Source organism: Nostoc sp. DSM 114167, assembly GCF_052692655.1.
Genome location: NZ_CP195116.1, coordinates 5653831 through 5677079, shown reverse-complemented (window position 1 = coordinate 5677079; position 23249 = coordinate 5653831). Strand labels below are relative to the sequence as shown.

At 43.9% G+C, this 23249-nt stretch carries 16 protein-coding genes; 1 reads left to right on the top strand and 15 read right to left on the bottom strand.

The window, feature by feature from the left end; translation table 11 throughout:
- Nucleotides 1-528 precede the first annotated feature (528 nt).
- From NSTC731_RS24180 to NSTC731_RS24110, 15 genes are all read right to left on the bottom strand, one after another.
- Entirely contained in the window at nt 529-1707 is a 1179-nt protein-coding gene (locus tag NSTC731_RS24180; protein ID WP_445627145.1) for an ABC transporter permease, read from the bottom strand.
- Nucleotides 1708-1867: 160 nt separating this feature from the next.
- Nucleotides 1868-3130: an efflux RND transporter periplasmic adaptor subunit gene (locus NSTC731_RS24175; protein ID WP_445627144.1), complete on the bottom strand. Its 1263-nt coding sequence runs from the start codon at nt 3128-3130 to the stop codon at nt 1868-1870.
- 43 nt (nt 3131-3173) lie between these two features.
- On the bottom strand, nt 3174-4385 hold the full coding sequence (locus NSTC731_RS24170) for a glycosyltransferase family 2 protein (RefSeq protein WP_445627143.1): 1212 nt from the start codon (nt 4383-4385) through the stop codon (nt 3174-3176).
- A 45-nt stretch (nt 4386-4430) separates the two neighbouring features.
- Nucleotides 4431-5561, bottom strand: coding sequence for a glycosyltransferase family 2 protein (locus tag NSTC731_RS24165; RefSeq protein ID WP_445627142.1), 1131 nt, complete (start codon nt 5559-5561; stop codon nt 4431-4433).
- On the bottom strand, nt 5558-6730 hold the full coding sequence (locus tag NSTC731_RS24160) for a glycosyltransferase family 2 protein (protein ID WP_445627141.1): 1173 nt from the start codon (nt 6728-6730) through the stop codon (nt 5558-5560). The genes NSTC731_RS24165 and NSTC731_RS24160 overlap by 4 nt, the downstream gene beginning before the upstream one ends.
- Before the next feature lie 26 nt (nt 6731-6756).
- Nucleotides 6757-7896, bottom strand: coding sequence for a glycosyltransferase family protein (locus tag NSTC731_RS24155; RefSeq protein ID WP_445627140.1), 1140 nt, complete (start codon nt 7894-7896; stop codon nt 6757-6759).
- Between the two features lie 67 nt (nt 7897-7963).
- Nucleotides 7964-9154 carry a hypothetical protein gene (locus tag NSTC731_RS24150; protein WP_445627139.1) on the bottom strand — a complete coding sequence of 397 codons (1191 nt, stop codon included), beginning with the start codon at nt 9152-9154 and terminating at the stop codon, nt 7964-7966.
- Between the two features lie 2 nt (nt 9155-9156).
- Nucleotides 9157-10269: a hypothetical protein gene (locus tag NSTC731_RS24145; RefSeq protein WP_445627138.1), complete on the bottom strand. Its 1113-nt coding sequence runs from the start codon at nt 10267-10269 to the stop codon at nt 9157-9159.
- A gap of 101 nt (nt 10270-10370) precedes the next feature.
- Nucleotides 10371-11627, bottom strand: coding sequence for a hypothetical protein (locus NSTC731_RS24140; RefSeq protein ID WP_445627137.1), 1257 nt, complete (start codon nt 11625-11627; stop codon nt 10371-10373).
- Between the two features lie 16 nt (nt 11628-11643).
- On the bottom strand, nt 11644-12339 hold the full coding sequence (locus NSTC731_RS24135) for a carbohydrate deacetylase (protein WP_445627136.1): 696 nt from the start codon (nt 12337-12339) through the stop codon (nt 11644-11646).
- Between the two features lie 55 nt (nt 12340-12394).
- Nucleotides 12395-14206 (bottom strand): ABC transporter ATP-binding protein, encoded by a 1812-nt coding sequence (locus tag NSTC731_RS24130; protein ID WP_445627135.1) that lies wholly within the window; start codon nt 14204-14206, stop codon nt 12395-12397.
- A complete protein-coding gene (locus NSTC731_RS24125) occupies nt 14203-15993 on the bottom strand; it encodes an ABC transporter ATP-binding protein (protein WP_445627134.1) in 1791 nt (596 codons plus the stop codon). Before NSTC731_RS24125 ends, NSTC731_RS24130 begins: the two co-directional genes overlap by 4 nt.
- 96 nt (nt 15994-16089) lie before the next feature.
- Nucleotides 16090-16656: a hypothetical protein gene (locus NSTC731_RS24120; RefSeq protein ID WP_445627133.1), complete on the bottom strand. Its 567-nt coding sequence runs from the start codon at nt 16654-16656 to the stop codon at nt 16090-16092.
- A 116-nt stretch (nt 16657-16772) separates the two neighbouring features.
- The gene (locus NSTC731_RS24115; protein WP_445627132.1) at nt 16773-18827 is read right to left on the bottom strand and encodes a glycosyltransferase; all 2055 of its coding nucleotides are present in this window, start codon (nt 18825-18827) and stop codon (nt 16773-16775) included.
- Between the two features lie 407 nt (nt 18828-19234).
- Nucleotides 19235-21577, bottom strand: a complete 2343-nt coding sequence (locus tag NSTC731_RS24110) for an NACHT domain-containing protein (RefSeq protein WP_445627131.1) — start codon at nt 21575-21577, stop codon at nt 19235-19237.
- A gap of 1076 nt (nt 21578-22653) precedes the next feature.
- Here NSTC731_RS24110 and NSTC731_RS24105 point away from each other — a divergent pair.
- Complete coding sequence (locus NSTC731_RS24105; protein ID WP_445627130.1) at nt 22654-23118, top strand: DUF4870 domain-containing protein; 465 nt, start codon at nt 22654-22656, stop codon at nt 23116-23118.
- The last annotated feature ends 131 nt before the right edge of the window (nt 23119-23249 follow it).

Below are 23249 nucleotides of genomic sequence, written 5' to 3'. Positions count from 1 at the left end.
TTAGTGTTGAAAAAAACGTATTTAAACCAGTGATTATCGCCAAAAAGAAGGCCGAGGATTATTTGAAATAACTATTAGAAAACAGTGCAAATAAGTAAGTCGGTACAATAAAACCAAACTGTGTAAATAAAAGTAAATAACGCTCAAACTCTTTCTCCCCCTGCTAAAAGCTCTCTGCTTTTGTTTTATGCCAACAATATTTATTTACGCTGACTTACTTAAATCCGACTCTACTAACTGTAAAAGCGGATAATATTCGCCGTCTACGCGAGTTGATGAATAAGGGACTTCCAAAGAATAAATTGTTCCAAAAAACTAATCTTTTGGCAGAAAATTCAATCATTATTACTGAATTTACTACCAAAAGGAGGGGAGAAAGTGGCAGCCGATGGCTGCCGCTTTCTCCTCTATAATAATGATTATTATTATCTTAAATGGGATGTTTTATTTTTTGGAAGTCCCTAAGAAGAATTGTATCTGGCTACACTCTACTCAATATACTTCCTGCCTCAAAATGTAGAAAAAAACTTATGAGCGCAAGGCTTTTACTGGATCGATCTGGCTAGCACGCAGGGCGGGAAGCAAACTAGCTCCCACCCCCACCAGTAGCGCTGAACCCACTGCTAGCACTGCAATTCTGCTATCAAACTTATAGGGCAAGCTAAAGGTATCGGTAATTACAACAGTCAATCCATGCACTACTCCTAGAGCCGCTGTTCCTCCTATTAGACTTAAAAGCATCGCCTCTAAAATAAATTGCAGCAAGATTTCGCGTTGGGTTGCACCTATAGCCCGTCTCAAACCTATTTCAGCAGTTCGTTCATTTACAGAGGCAATCATAATATTCGCAATTCCAACACCGCCAACTAACAGCGCGATCGCTCCTACTGCTGTTAGACCTTGAGAAGCCATCTCTAGAGTTTTCTGCTGCTGTATAATATCTGATACATTATTCCAAAATTTAAATTTGTAACCTGGAAATCTTTGTAACAGTAACTCCTCTGCTTGGTGGCTTAACTCTTCCACATCTGCAAGTGCATAAGGGCGCATTTGGATGCTCCCAATGTCGCGGCTACCAGTCGAAGCGTTGTAAATAGACATCGGCACATACAGTTGACCCGCCGGAGGTGCATCTTCACTTAGAATAGTTGCTACTACCCCGATAACGATATAGGGTCTGTCCCCAGCATAAATCAGCTGTCCTACAGGTTCTTGCTTTTGAAAAAGTTGTTCTGCCAGCAATTGATCGATTACGATTACCGGGCGGTAGTTGGCAAAATCTTCAGACGTGAAAAACCGTCCTGATACTAAAGATATCCCTGAAGTCAACAAAAAATCTTGGGAAACAGGTGACAAGGTTGGAGTAAATTCCTTGTCGCGAAATATAGTTGGTGTAGAACCAGCCCAATTAAAAGAACTGATTGCTTGCAAGCCCACCATTCGCTGTCGTAAGAATTCCATATCTTCCAACTTGAGTTGGGTAGCTTGACCACTAGAATCCCAATTTGGATAAACTGAAACTTGAGGCGCGCCTCGTTTTGCTAATTGTAGAGCGATCGCATCTCGGCTAATATTACCAACCTGAAGTGTAGCGCTGACAGCAGCCACACCCATAAATACCCCCAGAGTAGTCAAAGCAGAACGCAAGGGGTTTCTACCTAAAGAGTGAAAGGTAATATTTAATAAGTCAAAAGCTGAAAGAGCCATAATAGTTGCTTTTCTCTAGCTTAGGTATTGGGGACAAGAAGCGGAGGTGCAGAGGTGCAGAGGTGCAGAGGGGCAGAAGGGTAGAAGGGCAGAGGGGCAGAGGGGCAAAGGTGCAGAGGGGAAAAATTTACTGCAACTTCTCCCCTGCTCCCCTACTCCCCTACTCCCCTGCTCCCCTGCTCCCCTGCTCCCCTGCCTTAACTGGCAGCCCTGGCTTGAGTTCCGACTCAACGGGTGGCAGTATAACTTGTTCGCCGGGATGCAAACCAGAGGTTACTTCTACATTCATTAACCCCTCCAATCCCAGATTAATGGTGCGTTTTTGAGCATGATTTTGGCTATCCAGAACCCATACAAACGGGCGTGGTTGCGATCGCACAATTGCCTCTGTCTTCAAAACTACTACGTTCTGCCGTCGCTGCAACACAACCTCGACATTTACCCTGCTACCAGGGAGCAGTGTGCGAGTCGGGCTATCAAGCTCAACCGTTGCGGGTACTGTTGGTTGCTCTGATTGTTTTGAACTGCTACCGTCTTGTTTTTGGGCTTCAGGGCTAAGTGCTTGAGGATACAAGCTTTTTACGCGTCCAGAGAATCTCTTTGCGTTCGGCCCAATCGCATTAATACGGGCAAGTTGGTTGACGCGAACTTGAGCAGCGTTGAGGGTAGAAAGCTGGAGTTTCACTAAAACTTTTCTGGGGTCGCCCAAAGTGAGCAGATTGGTACGCAACTCGACCCCATCACCGTTTTCTACATTCACACCCAAAACTACGCCATTCAATGGTGCAGTTACAATATTATCCTGGAGTTGCTGCTGAATAAGTTGGCGCTCCAATTGCAAAGTCTGAATTTTAAGAGCGGTTGTACGTGCCTCTGCTTGATTATCTCGCAGGCTAGCGCGAGCAACGCGTACAGTATCTTCCTGCGTTTTGGCTTGTTCTTGGGCAATAGCTCCCTCTCGCACCAAGGGAGCAAGCCTCTGGAGTTGTTTTTCTTCGGCTGTTAGTCGTTCTTGGGCTTCAATAATTTTCTCGCGACTACGTGCTAAGTTGAGTTGCTCTTGTTGAATTTGTAATTGTTGATTGGTAAGAGCAATTTTTCGCTCAGGGTAGCGCAGGGTCAGCAGCACTTGACCAAGTTTTACCCTCTCACCAGGTTTTACCATGACTCGTTCGATTGCACCTTCTTTTGGGGACTTCAAGATTCGCTGTTCTCGTAACTCAACAGTACCGCTCTCATTGATTGTGGTTTCAACATTACCTCGCTCCACGGTTAACAAGCGTACTGCTACTGGTTCAGGAGGTTGATTTAGAGCGAAGAAGTAGGTTAGCCAACCGCCAGCACCGGCTAAAGCTAAAACTCCTGACCAAGCTAGCCATCGACTTGGGATATTAAATTTATCTTTTTCATATTTCCAGTTCATGACAACTCGAACCAGTGAGTTTGCAGTTAATTACAAGCAATGTCTACGACCAGAGATCAAACACGACGAGGCGACTGTTGTCCAAAACGCGGCGGAAATTTGAACTGAGATAATTTCGCAAACCAGAGTAATAATCAAGCCACCAGAAAGCGGGCCAGGCGATGACTATGAAACTTGCTCCTGCTTGACGCATTCGTTCCAGTTCTCGGATGGCGATTTCATCATTCAGTGGCGCTCCCCAGTATTGACCGTCCTGTTCTAAAAAGGGCAGAGCATCGTATTGCGGCAGAATCTCGCAGCCCCATTGATTTTCATCGACCAAAATCAAACGCTTGCCAATGGGAATCACAGATGCAATTTCCTGCATTGCAATTTGTAGGCGTTCTGACCAACTCAAATTAAGTTCAGGTATCAATTCAGATGTGAACTGACTGCGGCGCATACTTATATGCAACAGGCGCTCTGCTAGCCACTGACGATAAGATGCATCCTCTGCACGCGGCGACTTTAACAAATAAGCGATCGCATCAGTACGTTCTGCCATCACACCAAGTGGGCCTGTTCCTCCAAGACTGAAATTAATTTGGGAATCTTGTTCAAGATGATATCGGACTTGGGCTAATTGTTTAGCAATAAAGAAGAGATCGAATTGCGCCGCCATACGTAAGTATAAGTTCAAATCAAGCATATACTTGGAGTGCGGTGCGTCGATGCCCCCAACCATTGCCAGGGCATTAGCGCGAAACACGATCGCTGAACATAGCAAAATCCATTTCCGCCCATCAGCAATTTGGTGGATGAACTCTAGACCATCAATTGATCCTTCTGGAAAGTTATCTGAAAGCTCTTTGCCTGTCACATGCACTGGAACACCATTAGTGTCGATAATTTCAGCTTGCGCAACCGAAAAACCAGCATTTGGATGGTTGTCTAATGCTAAAACAGATTCATGGATGAAGTTGGGCAGCAGAATGTCATCGTCCGACAAGAGAGCTAGATAGGGACTAGAATTTACCTCAATAGCTCGCTGCCAATTGCGAAACATTCCAATATTCGTTTCGTTGCGTATATAAGTGATGCGCGAATCCGCAAATGAACATACAACTGCCTCTGTATCATCGCTAGAAGCATTATCTAAGACAAGAATTTGAAAATCTGGATAGTCTTGCGCCAATGCGCTCTGCAAGCTAGTTTTTAATAACTCCGAGCGATTGTAAGTTGGAATTACAATGCTAACTTTGGTTTGAAGTGCCATGTGTTTAAAATTACCGCCTTTTTAACTAAAAATGTTTAAATAAAATTAAACAGACATACGTAAATCAAAGACAACCAAGCGCTCATTATCTAAAACACAGCGAAACTTAGTACGTAAATAGCAAGCGAACTCAGCATAATAATCAAACCACCAGAAAGCTGGCCATCCAAACACGATAAAGCTTGCTCCTGCACGGTACAGTCGTTCAAACTCTTTAATGGCAATGGCATCATCTTTTGGCGCTCCCCAATACATCCCATCTTTTTCTAGAAAGGGAATTGATTGGCACTTATCCAGAAGCTGACCAGATCCCCATTCGTTCATGTCAACTAAAATGTACCCTTGCCCCATTGGAATTAAGGGAGTTAGTTCCGGCTCCAACGCGCCCAGACGTTGGATAAACTCATACTCAGAACCCTTCCAGCGCTCAAAAGCATCTTCGATTTGAATGTTGTGCTTGTGCAAAGACTCGCACAAAGCTTTTATATGATTGTGATATTGGCTAAGTTGCCAACTATAAGTAAGCTTGCTAGTGCCATTATGACCATGAATCCGATATAGGGCTTGGTACTCAGCAATGCGCTTGATTTTACCGAAAAAAGGAGATAAAAAAGTTAAGTACGCATCAGCGTTAAGAGAGTAGTAAGTATCGGGCAGGGGAAAAATTTTCTCTAAATAGCTACGCGACCAGGCATTGCCGCTCGTGGGTGAGAAGACATAGCTTTCAATGCTACCTTGAAGAAGCACATCGCGTAAATCTCCTTCTGGTAGAGGTCGATCGGGAATCAATTTTCCCAATAGCTTACCATCAACATCTATAGCGGATAAAGGCCAGTGTACCTGTACTATATACGGATCGCCCAGCAGTTCAACGGCTCTGGCGATCGCATCAGGCAGCAAAACATCATCTGCATCTAAAAAACAGACAACCTCACCACGGCTTGCGGCAAAACCAACGTTGAATGCAGAACCCTGTCCGCCATTTTCTTTTAGCAGAGGGATAATCTCTTCCCCATAATTGGCAATGATTTGCTGTGAGTCGTCTGTTGAACCATCATCAACCACAATCACTTCTAAAGGCTGATAGTTTTGATTGAGAGCGCTATCAATTGCCTCCTTCAGAAAACGTTCATAGTTGTAGTTGGTGATGATAATACTGGCTAGAGGCTTGTTCATGAGCGTAGGTCAAATACAATCAGATGGTCATTTTGTAATACACAGGGAAACTTTTGCCGTAAATATTCATGAAATCCGGTGTAGTATTCCAGCCACCAAAAAGTGTGCCACAAGAAAACGATCGCACTAGCACCAGTTTGGTATAGGCGATCGAATTCTCGAATAGCTGTGTCGTCATCTACTGGACGCCCCCAATACCACCCATCGCGTTCAGTAAAGGGGATTGTTTGAAAACCTTTAATGATTTCGTTACCGTTCAGGCGGTCTTCATCGACCAAGATAAAAGATTCCTGTGGCGATATCAGAGTTTTGAGTTCCTCTCTTACCTCGTACAGATGACCAATGTGATTCCGCTCTATGGCAAAACTTAAGTCTCCGTACAGTGAAACCAAGTTCCATTTTTCTTGAATACGCTCGAGGCTCTTGGCGGATTGTTCAAGATCCCATCTCATGAAAAAATAATCGAGGTCTTCTGGATGAGGAGGATAAGGGTGCCAGAAATGAACAACAGATTTCGGCTCAAAGACAACTGGAATTTTGGCATTATATAAAGCCAAACTAGAATCGAAATGATCTAGAAAAATAACATCTTCATCGAAAGGAGAAACTCGATCAAAAACACTTCGACGGTAGAGCCGACAGTGAGCTTCTCCAGCTAACTGTATCATCCGGCGATGAGTTCCGCGATCGAGTTGCTGCTCGCTCGTGGCTGGCAGGACTTCCCATTTAACGCCGTTAGCTGTTTGTACTGACCGAACCTGACCCTGGTTTGGGTCCCAATGAACGTTTGTCGCTCCTAAAGGCCCCTCAATAATTCGGGGCACAGCTACATCAGCTGGTTGTTCTTCGCAGGCGGCAAGCAGATGGGATAACCAACCTTCCTCAACAAGAACATCATTCTCAACGAAGCACAAAAAATCATCCTTAGCTTCTTGAATTACTAAGTTTCTTAACTGGTTGGGCTGCAAATAACAATCTTTGTAAATGACTTTGACATTACTGCGACCTTCTAATACCTGTTCCATCTGCTGCCAATACACTTTCGGAGTATTGCAGTCTACTACGATCAGGTTAAACGGGATGTGGGTGTAGTTGAAAATTCGCTGTAAAGATTCAACTGCTAAGGTGAATTGTTCGCGAGGAAAGAATCCGATAGTTACTGTTGACATAATATATCTCCTATACTCAATGACAGTTAATTCATTGCCGCCTCTAGCAGAGACGAAAGAACTTTATCTGAGTCAAAATATTCCTCTGCTAACCTGCGTGCTGCATACTTGTGTCGCTCATAGTCAGCGTTGATGGCTTCTACACCTTTGACTACCTCCTGTTGGTCGCAAAAAGTTAAAATCCCTTCTCCGATCGGCAACCAATTGCTCAAACCTGTGTCTTGAACTAGAATTGGCTTACCGGAAGCCAGATAACAAACGCTGCGATCGCTAAACCAGCCACCTTTGGTAGCAACATAACCCTGTTTTGCGACTCCAAACTCAGCGCGGGATGCTTGGACAAATTTCTGGTAAGACTCTGGGGTAAAGGAGGCAATCCATCCGGGAATCACCTCCCAGCCATACTGTGATAGTTCATCGGGAAAGCCACCGCTTAAGGCAATCCGAAATTGCTGTTTGGTGAGTTGCGGTATATCTATAAATTTTAAGAACTCTTTATCCTTATTGCCGTAGGTGACTCCTTCGTAGACCACCTCTCGATAACTGTGCCACTGCATAATCGAACTGAAGTGGGTGGTATGATTGTCTTCAGTTACTGGCCAGTAAGGCAGTGCTACTGGAGGTAATGTCTTTTGCCAATGCCTACCGTTTGTGGGGATAAGACAGTCTTCAGCACCAATGCGTTGCCCAATCGTGAAGAGGCGATCGCAACGTTCAATTGTCTCTACTAATTCCGAATTACCGTTAGCAATATTAATCTGCGTAAAACCGGGATCGGCATCAATATAGATGCGGCGCTGCGGCCATCCATACTCATCTCTCCAAATAGAAAGTGGCGAACCACGAACGATCATTAAATCAGCCTGCGAGCAGATGTCTTTAAACTCGTCAGTCTCCATCCCGATTGAATGCTCGTCAGTTCGGTAAATCCACTTATTTTTAAAACCAAGCGGTTCTAGACAGTTTTTAATATAATTTGTCGGATAGTCTAACTCCGTCGTGATTTGCTCGGTTTCCCAGTTGTAAACCCACGACATCGATCCGCATTCTTCCAAGTAGAAAATATCATGTCCAAGGGCACGTAGACCCAGGAGGTATTGTAGGTCAGACCAAGCGTTGCCTCCTATGGGAAACCGACCAATAGCACTAGCAAAAATAATAATCATCTTATTTGAAATTTGTTATATGTTTTGATTAGATGTATTAGCTGATGATTTATTCCTTCATAGGCAGTCAGACTTGAAATTGAGATAGATGGGTGCTTAAAACTGTCTCCAGTAGTCGAGGTAGCACCACTTTGTAACTAAAGAATTGCTCGGCTAATTCTTTTGCTGCCTGACAGTGAGCCTGATAATTTGTATTGACGCGCTCGATACAGCCTACAGCTTCCTGCAAGCATGAAAATACCAGCACACCTTGCCCTGTAGGCAGCCAATCGCTAAATCCGGTATCTTGTAAAATGACGGGACGACCAGCAGCGAGATAGCAGACGCTGCGATCGCTAAACCAACCGCTACGAGTTTTTACATAAGCTTGTTTGGCAACGCTAAATTCTCCACGGGAGCTAGTCAGGTAAGTTATGTAGGTTGACAGACTAGCGCTAATTTCCTTACCATCTCGAACTAACCAACCTGCTGCCTTTAAAGATTTCATAACCTCTGCTATTTCTGCATCCTTGCCAGCAAGAGCGAGTTCGAGTTTCTGCCAACAGTGGCTAGGGAGTTCCAGCAAGCGCATGAATTCCCGATCTTTCTGCCCATAATCCTCACCTTTATAAGTCACGCCTCCATAAGCATTCCAATTGGCAATTGTCGTGAATGGGAAATCTGCGCGTTCTTCGCCACTATCTTCGGGAATAAGTATCGAATTCCATATCTCTGGTACAACAGGCGGTACAGTGGGGAGCCATTTAATTCCATCACTTGGTACGCCGCAATTTGGTTGTCCAATATTAACGCCATAACTAAAGTAAGCGTGATAATCGTTACGACCCTCAGCGGCGAACGTCCCAATCTGGGTAAAGAATGGGTCCATGTCGATTAATACTCGATGTTTGCATAAAAGAAATTCAGATAACCAGCAAACTCCACCGATATTTAATAGCAGATCCGCCGTCTTGAGCATCTGCTTTATTTCTTGCCAATCTGCACCGTAGACATCTCCTGTATCCCGATTTACATAGCAGAGTGTGGCATTCACGCCATAACTGTATATGAGCGTTTGGACTGCGTGAAGTCCAAAGCTTGGGTCATCAGTGTAATTGTGGGCAATAGGGTTATAGCAAGACCCAGACCAACCACTTTCCTCCAGGTATAAGACTTCATGTCCCAAATGATGTAACCCTAAAACATAATGAAAGTAGGCTAAGAGATTGCCAGCAACAGGATGTCGAATCATATATCCGCAAACAACAATGCGTGCCATACTTATAACCCCGCTCGTTCCATGAGACTGCCAATCACTTTCTCTGCGGCAAAGTACTCCGAAGCAATTTCACGAGCTGCCCGACAATTGCCTTCGTAGTCGCTTTTGATCGCCTCCACTGCCGCGAGAATATCTTCCATAGTGTTGAATGCAAATAATCCTTTCCCCGTGGGTAAGAACTTGCTAAACCCTGTTTCTTGGGCGATCGCAGGACGACCTGCTGCCAGATAGCAGGCAGAGCGATCGCTGAACCAGCCAGTGCGAGGACGAACATACTGATCCTTTGTCACAGTAAACTCGCCTAGAGAGGCACAAATATAGTTACGATAGGCGATCGGATCGGATAATGCCCTAGCATAAATAATCCGCCAACCGCGATTAATCATTTCAGCTTGCTCTTGAGGATTAATACCTTCAAGAGCAAGCTCAAGCGGTAGCAAAGATTTTGCTGGAAGGTCTATGAAACGCCGAAATTCTCGGTCTTTGCGCCAGTAATACTTCTCTCCCTGCCAAACGATATCATTGTCCCAATGCTCCCAGTTTGAGATAGTTGTGAGAGCTGAGTCCAAAATTGGTGGACTATCGGTAAACCACCAATCGAGGCAAACTGGCGGTCGCGTCGGATGCCACTGGTATCGATCGACGGGTACAAGACAGTCGGGCGCTCCCAGATTCTCGCCATAGGTGAATAAGTAATTGTAAGCATCAAGTTGCTCAATCTTTTGAGCGTCATTCTCGGCTACTTTGATCTGATCGACCATCGGATCGGTTTGTAAATATATCAGACAGGCAATATCGTCGTGCTCACTACGTAGGGGATGGTATCCACATAGATTGATGACTGCATCCGCTTCCTTGTATAATTTTGCCAATCCCATTAAATCACGTGCTCCCAGGGTTGCATCTCGCACTCCTGGAGGACGGAAAATCCAACGATCGCCCAAACCGATACTATCCATGTATTGGGCAAGATAGCGCACATTTGCTGAATATTCTGATGTATGCCAGCAGAAGGTAATCGGATCTAATAGTTCGCTGTCAGTATCCTCGACGTACCAGACATCGAAACCTAATCGCCGCAAGCCTGCTAGATAGTGGAGCACTTGCCAAGTCATGCCCCCAAATGGAAAGGATGCTAGCATCCCCCAGACGACGACTATTCCCCGAGTAGCAGGCGGATAGTCAAAAGAAAGGATCATTTGGTTCACTCCATCCATCATTGAAATTTAAGAGCATAGTTGAGGATGCCATGCAAAGTTTGTTTAGCTTGAAAATATGCTTCAGCAATTTCCCTTGCTGCTCGACAGTGCTTTTCATAATTAGTATTTATTGTCGCTAAGGCATCAGCTGCTTCACTAAGCGTCGAGAACCGAAACATCCCCTCGCCATTAGGTAGGAAAGAACTCGGCCCAGTGTCTTGAACAACAACAGGTTTCCCGCTTGCTAAATAGCAGAGCGTGCGATCGCTAATCCAGGCATTTTGAAACTTCATGCATGAAGGTTTCGCGCAACTAAACTCTCCTCGCGACATTTGGATGTAAGATTGATACCTATCTGGACTGCTAGCCATTTTGTAGGCATGACGCACCCGCCAACCATAGCTCTCCAGCACTTCTCGATCCTCTGCGTCTCCTTTATAATCAGTAACATCATGCGGTACGGTATTGTTGGCTTGCCAGCTTTGCTCTTTTCTGCTTCGATCGTCTTCCACGTCTCCCTCACCCAGGCACAGCGCCAGCTCAAGCACTTGGTCGGTTAAGCGCGGCAGTTCCACAAATTGCATGAAGGAAACTCGCTTGTTGTTCTCGTAGCAGATATCCTGCCCGTCTGTAATCCATTCCCCTTTGCCACCATTGCCCCACCAACCGGAGACAGTCGTAAATGCTTCGCTGTTGGGATTGTATACGTATGGCCACAATTCCAGACATACTGGTGGTCGAATTCGCATCCAAGTCAAACCACAATCCGAAAACTTAGCGCTAGGTGTGCCGACAGTTTCACCAGTACTAAAGTAATAATCGTGTGGGGGTACAACGAGCTGTCCAACTGTTATCCAAAATTGTAATAAACCTGGATCGATATCTATTAAAGCAGTCCGTCGAAAACATGAAAGCAAAGCTGGATGAATACCGTAGTAAAAATTTAGTAAAAGGTCTGCTTGCCGAAAGATTGCCTGTGCCTTTGATGACCAAACTCCGATGTATTCATACTCGCTGCCACGATCGGATATCGCGTTCTGGTCTGAATAAAGGATGACCTTTCCACTAAGTCCATAGCGTTCCATACGTTGATAAAACGTAGAAAGCATAAGTTTATCCTGCTCTCGATCGCCGCTACTGTGGAAACGCTCTAGCCAATACACCTCACATCCCAACTGGCGCAGCCCCTGTACATATTGCATATAAACCCAGAAATGACCCCCTCCTTCTGGAAAGGTGACGACGTTTGAAGGGGAAATGACAACGACAGACATAATACTTCCCTCCCAACTAAGCTGATAGGTTTGCTAGCAAATTGGCGAGTTCTCGAAAGCCTATAAGTTGGATCTGGAGTTCTGTGAGCTTGCTTCTGATGATTGGGCTGCAAAGCGTTTGTAATTCCGTTTCTCGCTCGATCGCATAGGTTGATGAAAACTCTGGATCGACGTAACCTGGATGGCAGCTCAATTCCGTAAACCCTTCCTGAACTTCGGTTTCTAGCATTTGGACTAAATTTTCGACGCTAATCTGCTCCAGGTGCGTCTCTCCATCCCATTGCCCATAAAAGCTGGGGAAATAACGAACCGGAGAGTGTTCTCTTAGTGGCAATCGATATTGCTGCGCCAAATTAAGGAAGTGGGGCAGTAATTGAGGAGAGCGGTGGATGTTATGATGCGAGTCAAGATGAGTCGGTAGATGCCCTATTAGCTCTTGAAAGCGTTTCAATTGGCGATTTAGTTCAGCACGGCATCGATCCAAAGTCGTGAGATCGAGTGCTAATTCTCCATCCTCGGTTGTGATATTTACATGCAAACCAACGCTCAGTTCGGGTAGTTTACGGCTTAAGATAGCTGCTTCCTCACTCGCTGGCATATTCACCATTAAGCTCGTGCTAGTTAGGACTCCGTTACAGTGGGCTTCAACAATGCCACTGTTAATTCCTTGACTAGCACCAAAATCATCTCCATTAACAATGCAATACTTCATGGATCGAACTCTTTAAACAAAAATCTTGCTAGTTTTTAACCGCCTGTTTGCGAATTCACGATCGCAGATCGCATGGTTGAGTTGAGCCGAAGTGTAATTTATACAGCTTCTTGTAATAGCCACTTACCGCTAGCAACTCCTCGTGAGTTCCCATCTCTACTACTTTCCCCCGATCCAAAACTACGATTCGGTCGGCTCGTTGAATTGTCGAGAGGCGATGGGCAATGATAAACGTAGTCCGTCCTGCCATCAGTCGCTCTAATGCCTCCAGCAGCAGAAACTCCGTTTGAGCATCTAGGGCGGAGGTGGGTTCATCCAGAATTAGCACTGGAGCATCCTTGAGCAGGGCACGGGCGATCGCTAACCGTTGCTTCTCACCCCCTGAAAGTGTGGCTCCGCGCTCGCCAATTACCGTGTCATAACCTTGAGGTAATCGTTGAATAAAGCTGTCAGCATTGGCAACTTGAGCGGCTTTGACGATCGCTTCGCGGCTAGCATTAAAGCAGCCATACGCAATGTTCTCAGCAATAGTTATCGGCAGTAAAAATGGCTCTTGCAACACTAGGGCAATCTGCTCGCGCAGGCTTTTCAGTTGTACGCTTTGGACATCCACCCCATCAAAGAGGACTCGTCCCTGCCAAGGATCGAAAAACCGGAGAATCAGGGAGACTAGGGTAGTTTTGCCAGCACCCGTTGCGCCTACGAGGGCGATCGTTTCTCCCGGTCGCGCTTCTAGGGTAATTTCTTGAAGGACGGGATAGTTCGGTTCGTAACCGAAGGTGACTTTCTCTAAACATACGTGTCCGCGTCCTCCTACTGGACGAACTGGCAATGGTCTAACATCAGGAGCATCCTGCACCCCATCTTGAGTATCCAAAACCTCTAACACTCTCCTAGCACTAGCAGCTGCACTAGCAAAACTAGAGGACATATAAGCCAGAGTCGCCATCGGCACGTACAAGGAGGCGAGATAAGAGAGGAAGACTAGTAAAGAACCAATTGAGAGTGACCCATCCAAAACCTGGAAGCCACCGTAAGCCATGATTGCTGCTGTTCCAACTGCGGTTACACCTCCCACCCCAACTTTGAATTGCATTTGGGCAAGGATAGAGCGTACATAAGCTTGCAGGGCTTTTTGAGACAGGTAGCGAAAGCGCTCATCTTCGTGTGCTTCACGTCCGAATGCTTGAATAATCGGTATTGCTGTCAAGGTTTGCTCGCTGAGTGCAACGATCTCACCTTCAAATTGTTGATACTGATAGGTTCGTTCAGTCATGGGCTGGTTAAAGACCCAAATTAGTAAGATTATTAAAGGAGCGATCGTCAGCGAGAGCAGTGAAAGCAGTTGATTAATTTGCCACATCACGCCGAACATTGCGACCAAATTCACCAGAGAAGTAAGCACGGGCAGAAAAACCCCCATTGCCAAATTCTGAATACAGATGCTGTCGGTCATCACCCGCCTGACCAGATCGCCAGCGCGCTGTTGATTGTGGAATCTCAAAGAAAGATGCTGTAAGCGATCGAATAGTGCTGCTCCCAAGTCATAAACCATCTGGCTGCCAACACCAGCTCCAACATATTCCTGTATCAGTCGAACTCCCTCACTGGATAAAAATAAAACGATTGTGGCAGCTGCTAACCAAGCGAGTAACTGCATATCGGATTGACTACCAGACAAGGTTTTGAGCCAAAGAACGCTATTTGGTAGCGATTGGTTGTTCAAGACGCAATCAACGATCAACTTCAAAGGCCAGGGCTTGAGTACATTTAGCCCCACATTAATCAGCATTAGCAGCATGACAAAAATGAGTCCGCGCCAACGAACCAGGGCGTAACGTGCCAATCGCAGCCACCACAGTTTCATAGAACGACCTCCTGCGGCGGTTTGGGAAACTGCAAGGAGTGCAAACGATGATAGAAACCATTGATAGCCAGCAACTCCTGGTGCGTTCCCATCTCCACAACCTTTCCCTGTTCCAGAACTACAATCCGATCTGCTCGTTGAATCGTGGAAAGTCGATGGGCAATGATAAACGTAGTCCGGCCTTCGATCAGGCGATCTAAAGCTTCCAGCAGTAAAGCCTCAGTCTGGGCATCCAGAGCAGAAGTGGGTTCATCGAGAATCAGTACTGGTGCATCCTTGAGCAGGGCGCGGGCGATCGCTATTCGCTGTCTCTGTCCGCCAGAGAGGAGTGCCCCTCTTTCACCGATCGGGGTATCATACCCTTGGGGCAACTGTTGGATGAAGTCGTCCGCCTTAGCCGCTTTGGCTGCTGCGACAATCTTTGCTAAACTTGCTTCTGGACACCCGTAGGCAATGTTCTCTGCCACCGAGAGCGGCAGTAAAAACGGCTCTTGCAGCATCAGAGCAATTTGCTCGCGCAAGCTTTTCAGTTGTACATCTCGGACATCCACCCCATCAAAGAGGACTCGTCCCTGCCAAGGGTCAAAAAAGCGGGGAATCAGGGAAACCAGTGTACTCTTACCAGCACCTGTCGCGCCTACGAGGGCGATCGTTTCTCCCGGTCGCGCTTCTAGGGTAATTTCTTTGAGGACGGGATAGTTAGGTTCGTAACCGAAGGTGACTTTCTCTAAACATACGTGCCCGCGTTCTCTAAGTGGACGAACTGGCAATGCTCTGGCAGCAGGAGCATCTTGTACGCCATCTTGAGCATCCAAAACTTCTAAAACTCTATCTATATTGGCATCTACAGACTTCAGGCTCCCGTAGATGCCAAATAGACCCTTAAATGCTCCTTGTATAGATTGTAGGTATGCTAAGAAGACGAGCAAGCTGCCGATACTCATAGCCCCCAATAACACCTGCTGCCCGCCCACATACAGAACGATCGCAGTACCAATCGTTGTCACAGTACCATTGGCTACACCGTAAACACTTTTGAGCAGAGTTTCGCGTTGTGAAAGAACAACTGCGTCTGCCGCTAAATGCTCAAACTGCCGGGTATTGTAACTCTCTCTACCAAATGCCTGAATCATCGGGATTGCTGTTACTGTTTGGTGGACAAAACTGGTGAGGCGGGACTGGGCTTCACGGTTAAGTTTTGTCCGGCGCTTGAGTCGGGAACCAAAAACAAGGGCTGAACCGCCCATTATTGGAGCCACGAAAAGCGAAAGTAGTGTTAGTAAAGGACTTAGATTCCAGGCGACGAGGCTAATAGTTGCTAGCGTCAGCAAGTATTGCACAGGTGAAATTAGCAAAGCACCGCTTAAGGTATAAACGCAATAGGTATCTCCGGCTAGACGGCTGAGGGAATCACCCACAGTCCGTTGGTTATGGAACAGCAGTGAAAGGCGTTGCAAACGATAGAACAGTCTTTGGGCCAGTTCGTAGACCATACCTTGTCCGGCAGCGCTCCAGGCCCAGCTAAGGCTAGTTTCTAGGGTAGCGTTTAAAGTATAAAGTCCAAGGCTACAAACTGCGGCGACAACAACCAGCAACGCTGGTGTGAGCGCCAAGTTAAAAGTCCCCAGGAATGAGCGAACCAACGGGGGGATGACTGCCTGACCGAGAGCATAATCTACCAAGATTTTCATTGGCCAAGGTTGAAGTGTGGCGGTGGCACAAGTGCCAGCCGTGAGACCGATGATTGCGATTAAGGTACGCCACTGGCGCAGCGGATATCGGAGCATCTGCCCGTATCGATGCATGATTAATTTGATCTCTTGCCTCACTTGCAGATTTACCTCTCGTCTGGCCATTTGCTTACTGGAGTACCAAGACGTTTGTCATGGCTGTAATATTACACTTTCTGCGACAGACTGGTTGTTGGTGGTTTGTATTGGCAGCAAGTAAACTCTTTTGGCAACAATCTCCAGTACTTGGTAAAGAATACGTCCCAACTGGAAGTTCTGATATAAGATGACACTGGCGTTCAGCGTACCTAGTGCAATTGTGAGTGTTGCTACTTCTGGCATTCCCAGAACGATCGCCACAATTGCGAACAGACAATAGCCAACCATCGCCATAATGGCTAACTGTGACATTCTCAAAGCACACCGCACCCGCAAAACTCTTTTGTTACCTCCATGATTTTCAGCACATACTTTCAGTTGAACTTTTGACCAAATCCCCTGATAAATCTCTAAATCCCAGTCGCTCCAGCCTCGATCCATCGCAATGAAATACTTGCAAGACACGAGTAAATCCATTACCTTTTGCAGCAGGTTCTCCTTTTCGATTCCTGCTTCTGTCCAATAGGACAACTCATAGGCGCGATCGCGCCAGGAAATATTTACTTTGTGCGCTGGCAAATCAAATTGAATTAAATCTGCTTGAGTTAATGTTTGAGTCACGTCGCTTCGCTCCGAATTCAAAATTCAAAATTCAAAATTAATGATCCCCATAAATAAATTTAGAGGCTTGTATCATGAGTCGTTTTCGGTCATTTTTTTTATGCTTCTATTTTTATTTACAGTTCATCAAACTTTATCGGCTCGGCTTTCTTAAGTTCTTTAATTCGCCATTTATAGCGCTCTATACTACGTACAATCGGCCCCAGGTAAATTAATAGCGCCACCAGTAACCGTGCCCTTCTTTTGAGAAAACGAGAGTCAATCCGCGCTTGTATAGCACCAGCTACACACCAGCTAAAAGAGATAAGGAACATTGCTGCACCCAACCACGGGCGATCGCCAGATAAAAGCGCAGACACAAATAGGATCAAAGCTGCGATATTCCACTCCAGTGTCAGGGGGAGGTAAGAAATCAGAGACGAGGAAGGCTCGTACAAGGTTTGAAACAGACCGCGACCAAACACCCCAGAGTAGATAATTGGTTGACCAATACGAAGAAATGCAGATAAATCTCCGTAGATTCTCCCCAACCAAGAAGGCTGTCCCAGAAGGTTAAAGCGGTAGGGATGCTGAAAATAAACGAGTGCTTCTGCCTTGCCATAACCTTGCTGCTGTTTGAGATAGGCTGCTACTGTGTTACGGCGAAAATGCCATACGATTGCCGCTGGGCTAAAACCAATGGTGTAACCTCGATCTTGCAGTCGCCAGCAGATATCAACATCATCCCCGGCAGTACGAAATATCGGGTTGAAGCCGTTAATTTCTTGTAGAACCTGCCGACGAAAAGCCATGTTACAGCCAGCAATATGTTCCGCTACTTCATCACTCAAAAGTATGTGGGTAGGTACGCCAGGTGAGACAGCAACGCAGGCGGGAACAAGAGAGTCTTCCGGGGGAGATAAGTTTGGCCCGCCTACGGCAGCTAGACCAGAGGAGAGAAACTTGGCGACCAGATAGGTGAGCCAGTCTGGATCTGCCATACAATCAGAATCGGTATAGGCAACAATCTCGCCAGTTGCGGCGGTCATCCCAACGTTGCGGGCGACGCTTAATCCCTTATTTTCTTGGTTAATTAGGCGTACATAATCGTAACGCTGAGTAATTTGGAGAGTGCGATCGCTCGATCCATCATTAACTACAATGACTTCATAGTTGGGATAGTTGAGTTCTTTGAGAGAAGCTAGACAACTATCCATCGTGCGTTCAGCATTGTAAGCGCAGACAATCACTGAGACTTTAGGATATTCAGGTAGCGCTGGCGGCAGAGGCGCTGTGTAGTACTGCTGAACTGTCTGGAAAGCTGGCTTTTCGAGCCGTTCGGCGTCAACTAGACCAAAAGCCCAATCTTGTATGGCATATCCGCCGGTAAACCATTCATCCGTCCAAGAAAATATGATTGTCCCGGCTGCTCCCATCTCAAAACTAGATGACAGCTTTTGAGAGAGAATTTCGGCTTGGGCTTGGGTTCCTTCACGCATCGAGTCAACGCCAAACTCACTCAGTACTAGAGGTTTATCCTCAGCTAGATTATGGAGTCGTGAGAGGTAGCGACGAAAATCTGTTTCCCGATGCAGGTAAACGTTAAAGCATGAAAAATCAGTAAAGTCAATATTTAAATACTCTGTAGAGGGGTAATTGGCATAGCTCACCAAACCTTCGGGATCGCTGTCTTTTGCTACCGCCATTAACTCTTTAATAAAAGCCCGAACTGGTTTTGCTCCATGCCATCGGACAATATCTGGAGGAATTTCATTGCCCACCAAATAGGCAAAGGTAGCGGGATGATTCCGGCAAACTTTAACTCCTTGAACAATGCAGTTACGGATTTCTGCTTTGACAGCAGAAGAGTTAAGGAAGGCAATATGCTGAGACCAAGGTATACCAATTAACAGTCTCAGACCAGAGATTGCAGCTAGATCCAACAGCCAATCAGGTGGAACAGTATAGGTACGCACACAGTTAGCTCCCATTTCTGCCATCATGGCGAAATCTTTTTCCACAACTGATTTTTCTGGAAAGGATTCACCGTGGCTACCAATGGAGAAAGGGCCGTAACTAACTCCTTTAAGATAAAACTTTTTATCCTTAATAAAGAAAAACTTACCTTTTACTGTGACTGCCTCGCCTTGTGCAAGTGGTTCAGCACAGAAGCCAGAAGGTGTTGAAGTCAAGTTTCGCAAATTACCCCCGACAATTCCCTGCAAATTTATTTCCTTGTTGCTGAAACACTACGTCAGTTGGCTCAAAAAAAGAAACACACATATACTTCGTTCAATGCATTGGCAGCATATTTGGCGTTAATACCACCACAATCGCCATTAATTAACAACCTTGTAATACTTAAGAGTGTGTCAGAAGTGGGTTTGCGATCGCGTTTACGAAAATGTATGAATTAACGTATATTTTCAGTCTAGTTTTGTATCCAGTTGGTCAATTAAACTCAGCAACACCAATTGCTGAGTCAGTTCAAAATCTACAGTTGAATATTGAATATATAAATATAGGGTTTCATTTCAACCAATGGACAAAATGTTGCCAAAAATTTGATACTACATATACCCAACTGGAAATGAGTAGTTTAAAACTTCTTACTACTATGGTTTATAAACTTGCTCTCTGCTTTAGCGGTAGGTAACAATAACGTTGCCAAAATACTCTCTGGTATGGTGGGAGTTACTTTACAAGCACTATTGAGGCAATCTACCAATAACTGGCTAGCAGTATAGTACTGTTTAAGTATTTCTTTCTGCTCCTCGCTGAACTGCCATTGATGACCAATGTTGCGACACTGAACTATCGCCAACCTCAAATTATTAGCCCAAGTTTTACCGTTAGCATTCCACCATTCTTTTAACTTTTCTCTACCTTGAACTGGGGTTGGTAATTGTTCTTTGAGTTTTTGCAAAGAATGCTGTAACTCAGGGTGACAGACAATAATTCGGTCATTAGAAAGAGCAAAGCTTAAAGCCAAAACTCGATCTAAAGTCGGCTCGTTAGAGAGAGCAACGCTTAAGTGAAGGGCACAGTGAAGAGTTATATCTAGATCCAAATCAGGGGTAAGATTACTAGTAAGTCTGAGATCGATGCCAAGGGAAAAAGCCAAGTCATTAGTAAAGCTCAGATCGTCGAGAAGTTCTAGGGTTAGATAAAAGGCACGAATAGCTACTCTTTTATGAGTAGACTGAACTGAAAGAGACTTCTGATTAAGCCAGTTGAAGAAATTTTGTAATTGCCAATCGAAGGCGGCAAGCCGATCGATATGTTGCTTGATTAATTGCAACAGATAAGTCGGATTATCCAACATTCCAGCGGTTAGTAAAAAGATTTTGCGCCAACGTGGTTCAGTTAAATGGCTAACCAGATCGATTAATTTTTTTTCTAATATTTGAGGGTTAGGGCTAGTAACAAGATTTTTAGCTGTTAAATACTCCTGAAAAGCTATATGTGAAAACGAGTAAATTCCCTGCGCCTGCTCTATTAGTAATCCATGTGTCTCAAGCAGTTTCAGCACTGCTTCACTGTTGAGTTGCAGTATATCAGGCTCAGTTTGGGTTATGGGTAAGTTACAGAGGTAGTCCGTAATGTATTGCTCGATAATACTTTGTGTGAAAAAGTAATGACCTTGTTTAAAGGTAATAGCAGCAATTTGACTCAGCAGTTCCAGCTTTTGAGCTAAAGAAAAATGAAGATAAATTTCATCTCGTTTAATGTTCCTCACTTTATCCCAGCGATTGAGCAAAGTGTCCAATCCTTGCTTGTAAAATTCGACCTTTCTAATTGGAAAGTCCGAGCAAGCTTGAAACACACAACAAGCCAAATTAAGCAAAAGTGGTCTGACAGCTAGTTCTCGAATTTGTTGATTCTCTAATAACTGTAATTTTTGCACAAATCGACAAGCTAAAGCTTTTCCTTTGTCGATGGAATTCTTACTAACATTGACAAACCAATTTTGCACAAAAGCCTCAATTTGAGAACAATCAAAATCAGCAATTTCAACATCACTAAATTCCTCGAACTGATACTGTTGATAACCGATACGACATGTTAGAATCAACTTATTTTGGTAATAGTTTGCAGCAAAACTGCGAATTTTAGTGATGATTTTGGCGTTATCATCTTCTGAAATTTCATCTAAGCCATCCAGTAAAATTAATATTTTGCCACTAACTAGTAATGTTTGAATTTCTCGATCTGAAGCACCGCAATTGGCAAGCTCTTGACTAATATAGTTCAATAAACTATAATTTCCGCTTTCTCTAGCATTCTCAGCAAAGTTTTTCAAGCGAATAAAAATTGGTATCCGGTCTGATAGTAATTTGCCTTGATTGCATTGCATAGCAATATACTGTAAAAACGTAGTTTTACCAGATCCTGGTTTACCTAGTACCATGAGTTTGGGATAGGTGATAACTGCTTGGATTGCAGAAACTCGTTCTTGATAAAGTTGATTAAAAGCAAAACAGTCGAACTCTTCGGGAATGAAGTTTTGTAGGTCGAGAATATCTACCCATCTTCGACTTGTAATATGATTCAGAATATTGGTGTTGACATAAATTTCTTCTAGTTGAATTGGTCGATCGATATCTAACAACCTCGTAGTGCCACATTGGCATTTAATCTTATCACTTAGACGCGATCGCAACATTTGCACTAAGCTTTCGATATCTTGGCAGTTTTCTCTTTCCCATTCCTGCTGATTGGGTAGTTCAGCAATATCTTGCCAATCTAAACCGAGTCGAAAGCATATTTCCATAAAGTTCTGACGCTCAATCGGCTTGCCTGTAAAAAATTTCCAGATTGGTTGCCGAGTCTCAAGTCCTATCTCGCTAGCTAAATACTCTTGCGTCCATTCTCTAATTTTAAAAGCCTTTTTTGCTTTCTCAATACCTACAGTAGATGCTTTCAACGAACGTCGTGCCATAAAGCAGTTTTTTAATCTCCAGTTATTAACTTAAGGAAATATTTAATCAATTAATTAATTATTGATTCATAATTATGTCACTTTCATGTTTAAATTTTATCAATTTTTTTTGATATATCTAAATAAGTAAAATTGTAACTAACGTAATCAATGTAGTTTTACTGATATTTATTAATACGATCGGTTTAATTACTGAGTTTTAAAACTAACTAATTTTTTTCGGGGCTTCTTCCCTCTTATGGCTTATATTTTACCTTTATTTGGAAAAAAAAATGTTTTGATGATTCGTGATTTTAAATCCGATTTAAAACAATTTAATTAAAAGTAGGAAAGGTAGGAAAAGTAGGAAAAGTAGGATAGATATACAAATTCAAGCAAACTCATCTGATATAACTTATACGTTAAGTCATACATGCTCCTGAATGGGATCGCAAACAGATTTGTTGGATTCATCCCCTATTTAGAAAAACCTTGCTATTAGGTATCCCAAAAGACAGTTGCTATTTTCGCCAGTACTGAATGTAAACTTTCAGACTATTTTCAGATTGCGATCGCCTTGATAAAATTCTCAAAGGTTTTACCTTAAAAAGCTACGCCAAGGCCATCTTTAGCACCGCTATCTGCGAAACTTTATGCCAAAAGGGGGAAGCAAAAAGTCCAAAAACCTCCTTCATTTGCATCTCTGCGATCTTAATGATAAGTTTTTAAGCGGACATGGTATCAACTAGCTACGCCTACGCAGGTATATAAAAATTGTTTATGATACCACACTTTACTGCGTCTACCTTAAAAACCATAGTTTTTTGGAATTAGGGTAAAGTTCACAACCCAAGCCACAACCGAATAATACACTCTCCTTAAAAGACTTCAAGTTTCAAAATGGACGGGGTTTATAACTGGCATAGAGTAACTTTGTCTAGAAGTTGCACTATTACCAGGAGAAAACATAACCTGGCAAATAAAACCTCTTTTTGTCAATTATGAGCGAGAAATACTCAGATTTTAACTCTGGTGGCTTTTTTATAGATAATTATAGTGGGGAATTATCAGCTAAATCCATTTACAAATAAAAAGCCATGAAAGAAAAACCTAAACAAATGCGTATATGGGCGATGTTGTGTCATCTCTCGGCTTTGCTAGGGTGGATATTATTGTGTTTTTTGGTATTTCTTGGCATTCCTTTATATTTACCTTTAAATGTTTTGCCTCCATTCATAATTTGGCACTTGAAAAAATCTCAATATCCTTGGATTGATTTACAAGGTAAGGAATCATTAAATTTTCAAATCTCTTTAACTTTTTATACTTTTATTACAATCGCAATATCATTAATTTTAGTAGTAACTAGCTTGAGTCTGGCAGTGACTACTAATGGTTCAATTAATCAAATAAAAAATACTTTAGATAATTTATTAATTATACTTATATCATTAATTTTATTCAAACTGTTACTACAATCTTTTGTAGTGACTTTTGCTGCTGTTAAAGCTTACAATGGTGAGCATTATCGTTACCCCTTGACAATTAGAGTTTTACGATAAGCCTAGATGATAGTATACTAGATTCAAAAGAGCGATCGCTAGATGTTATCAACTCAATAGCAATCGCCAAACATGAGGAAAATATTGCCGATATTTGATGTAACTACATATTAGATGTAAATTATAAGTAA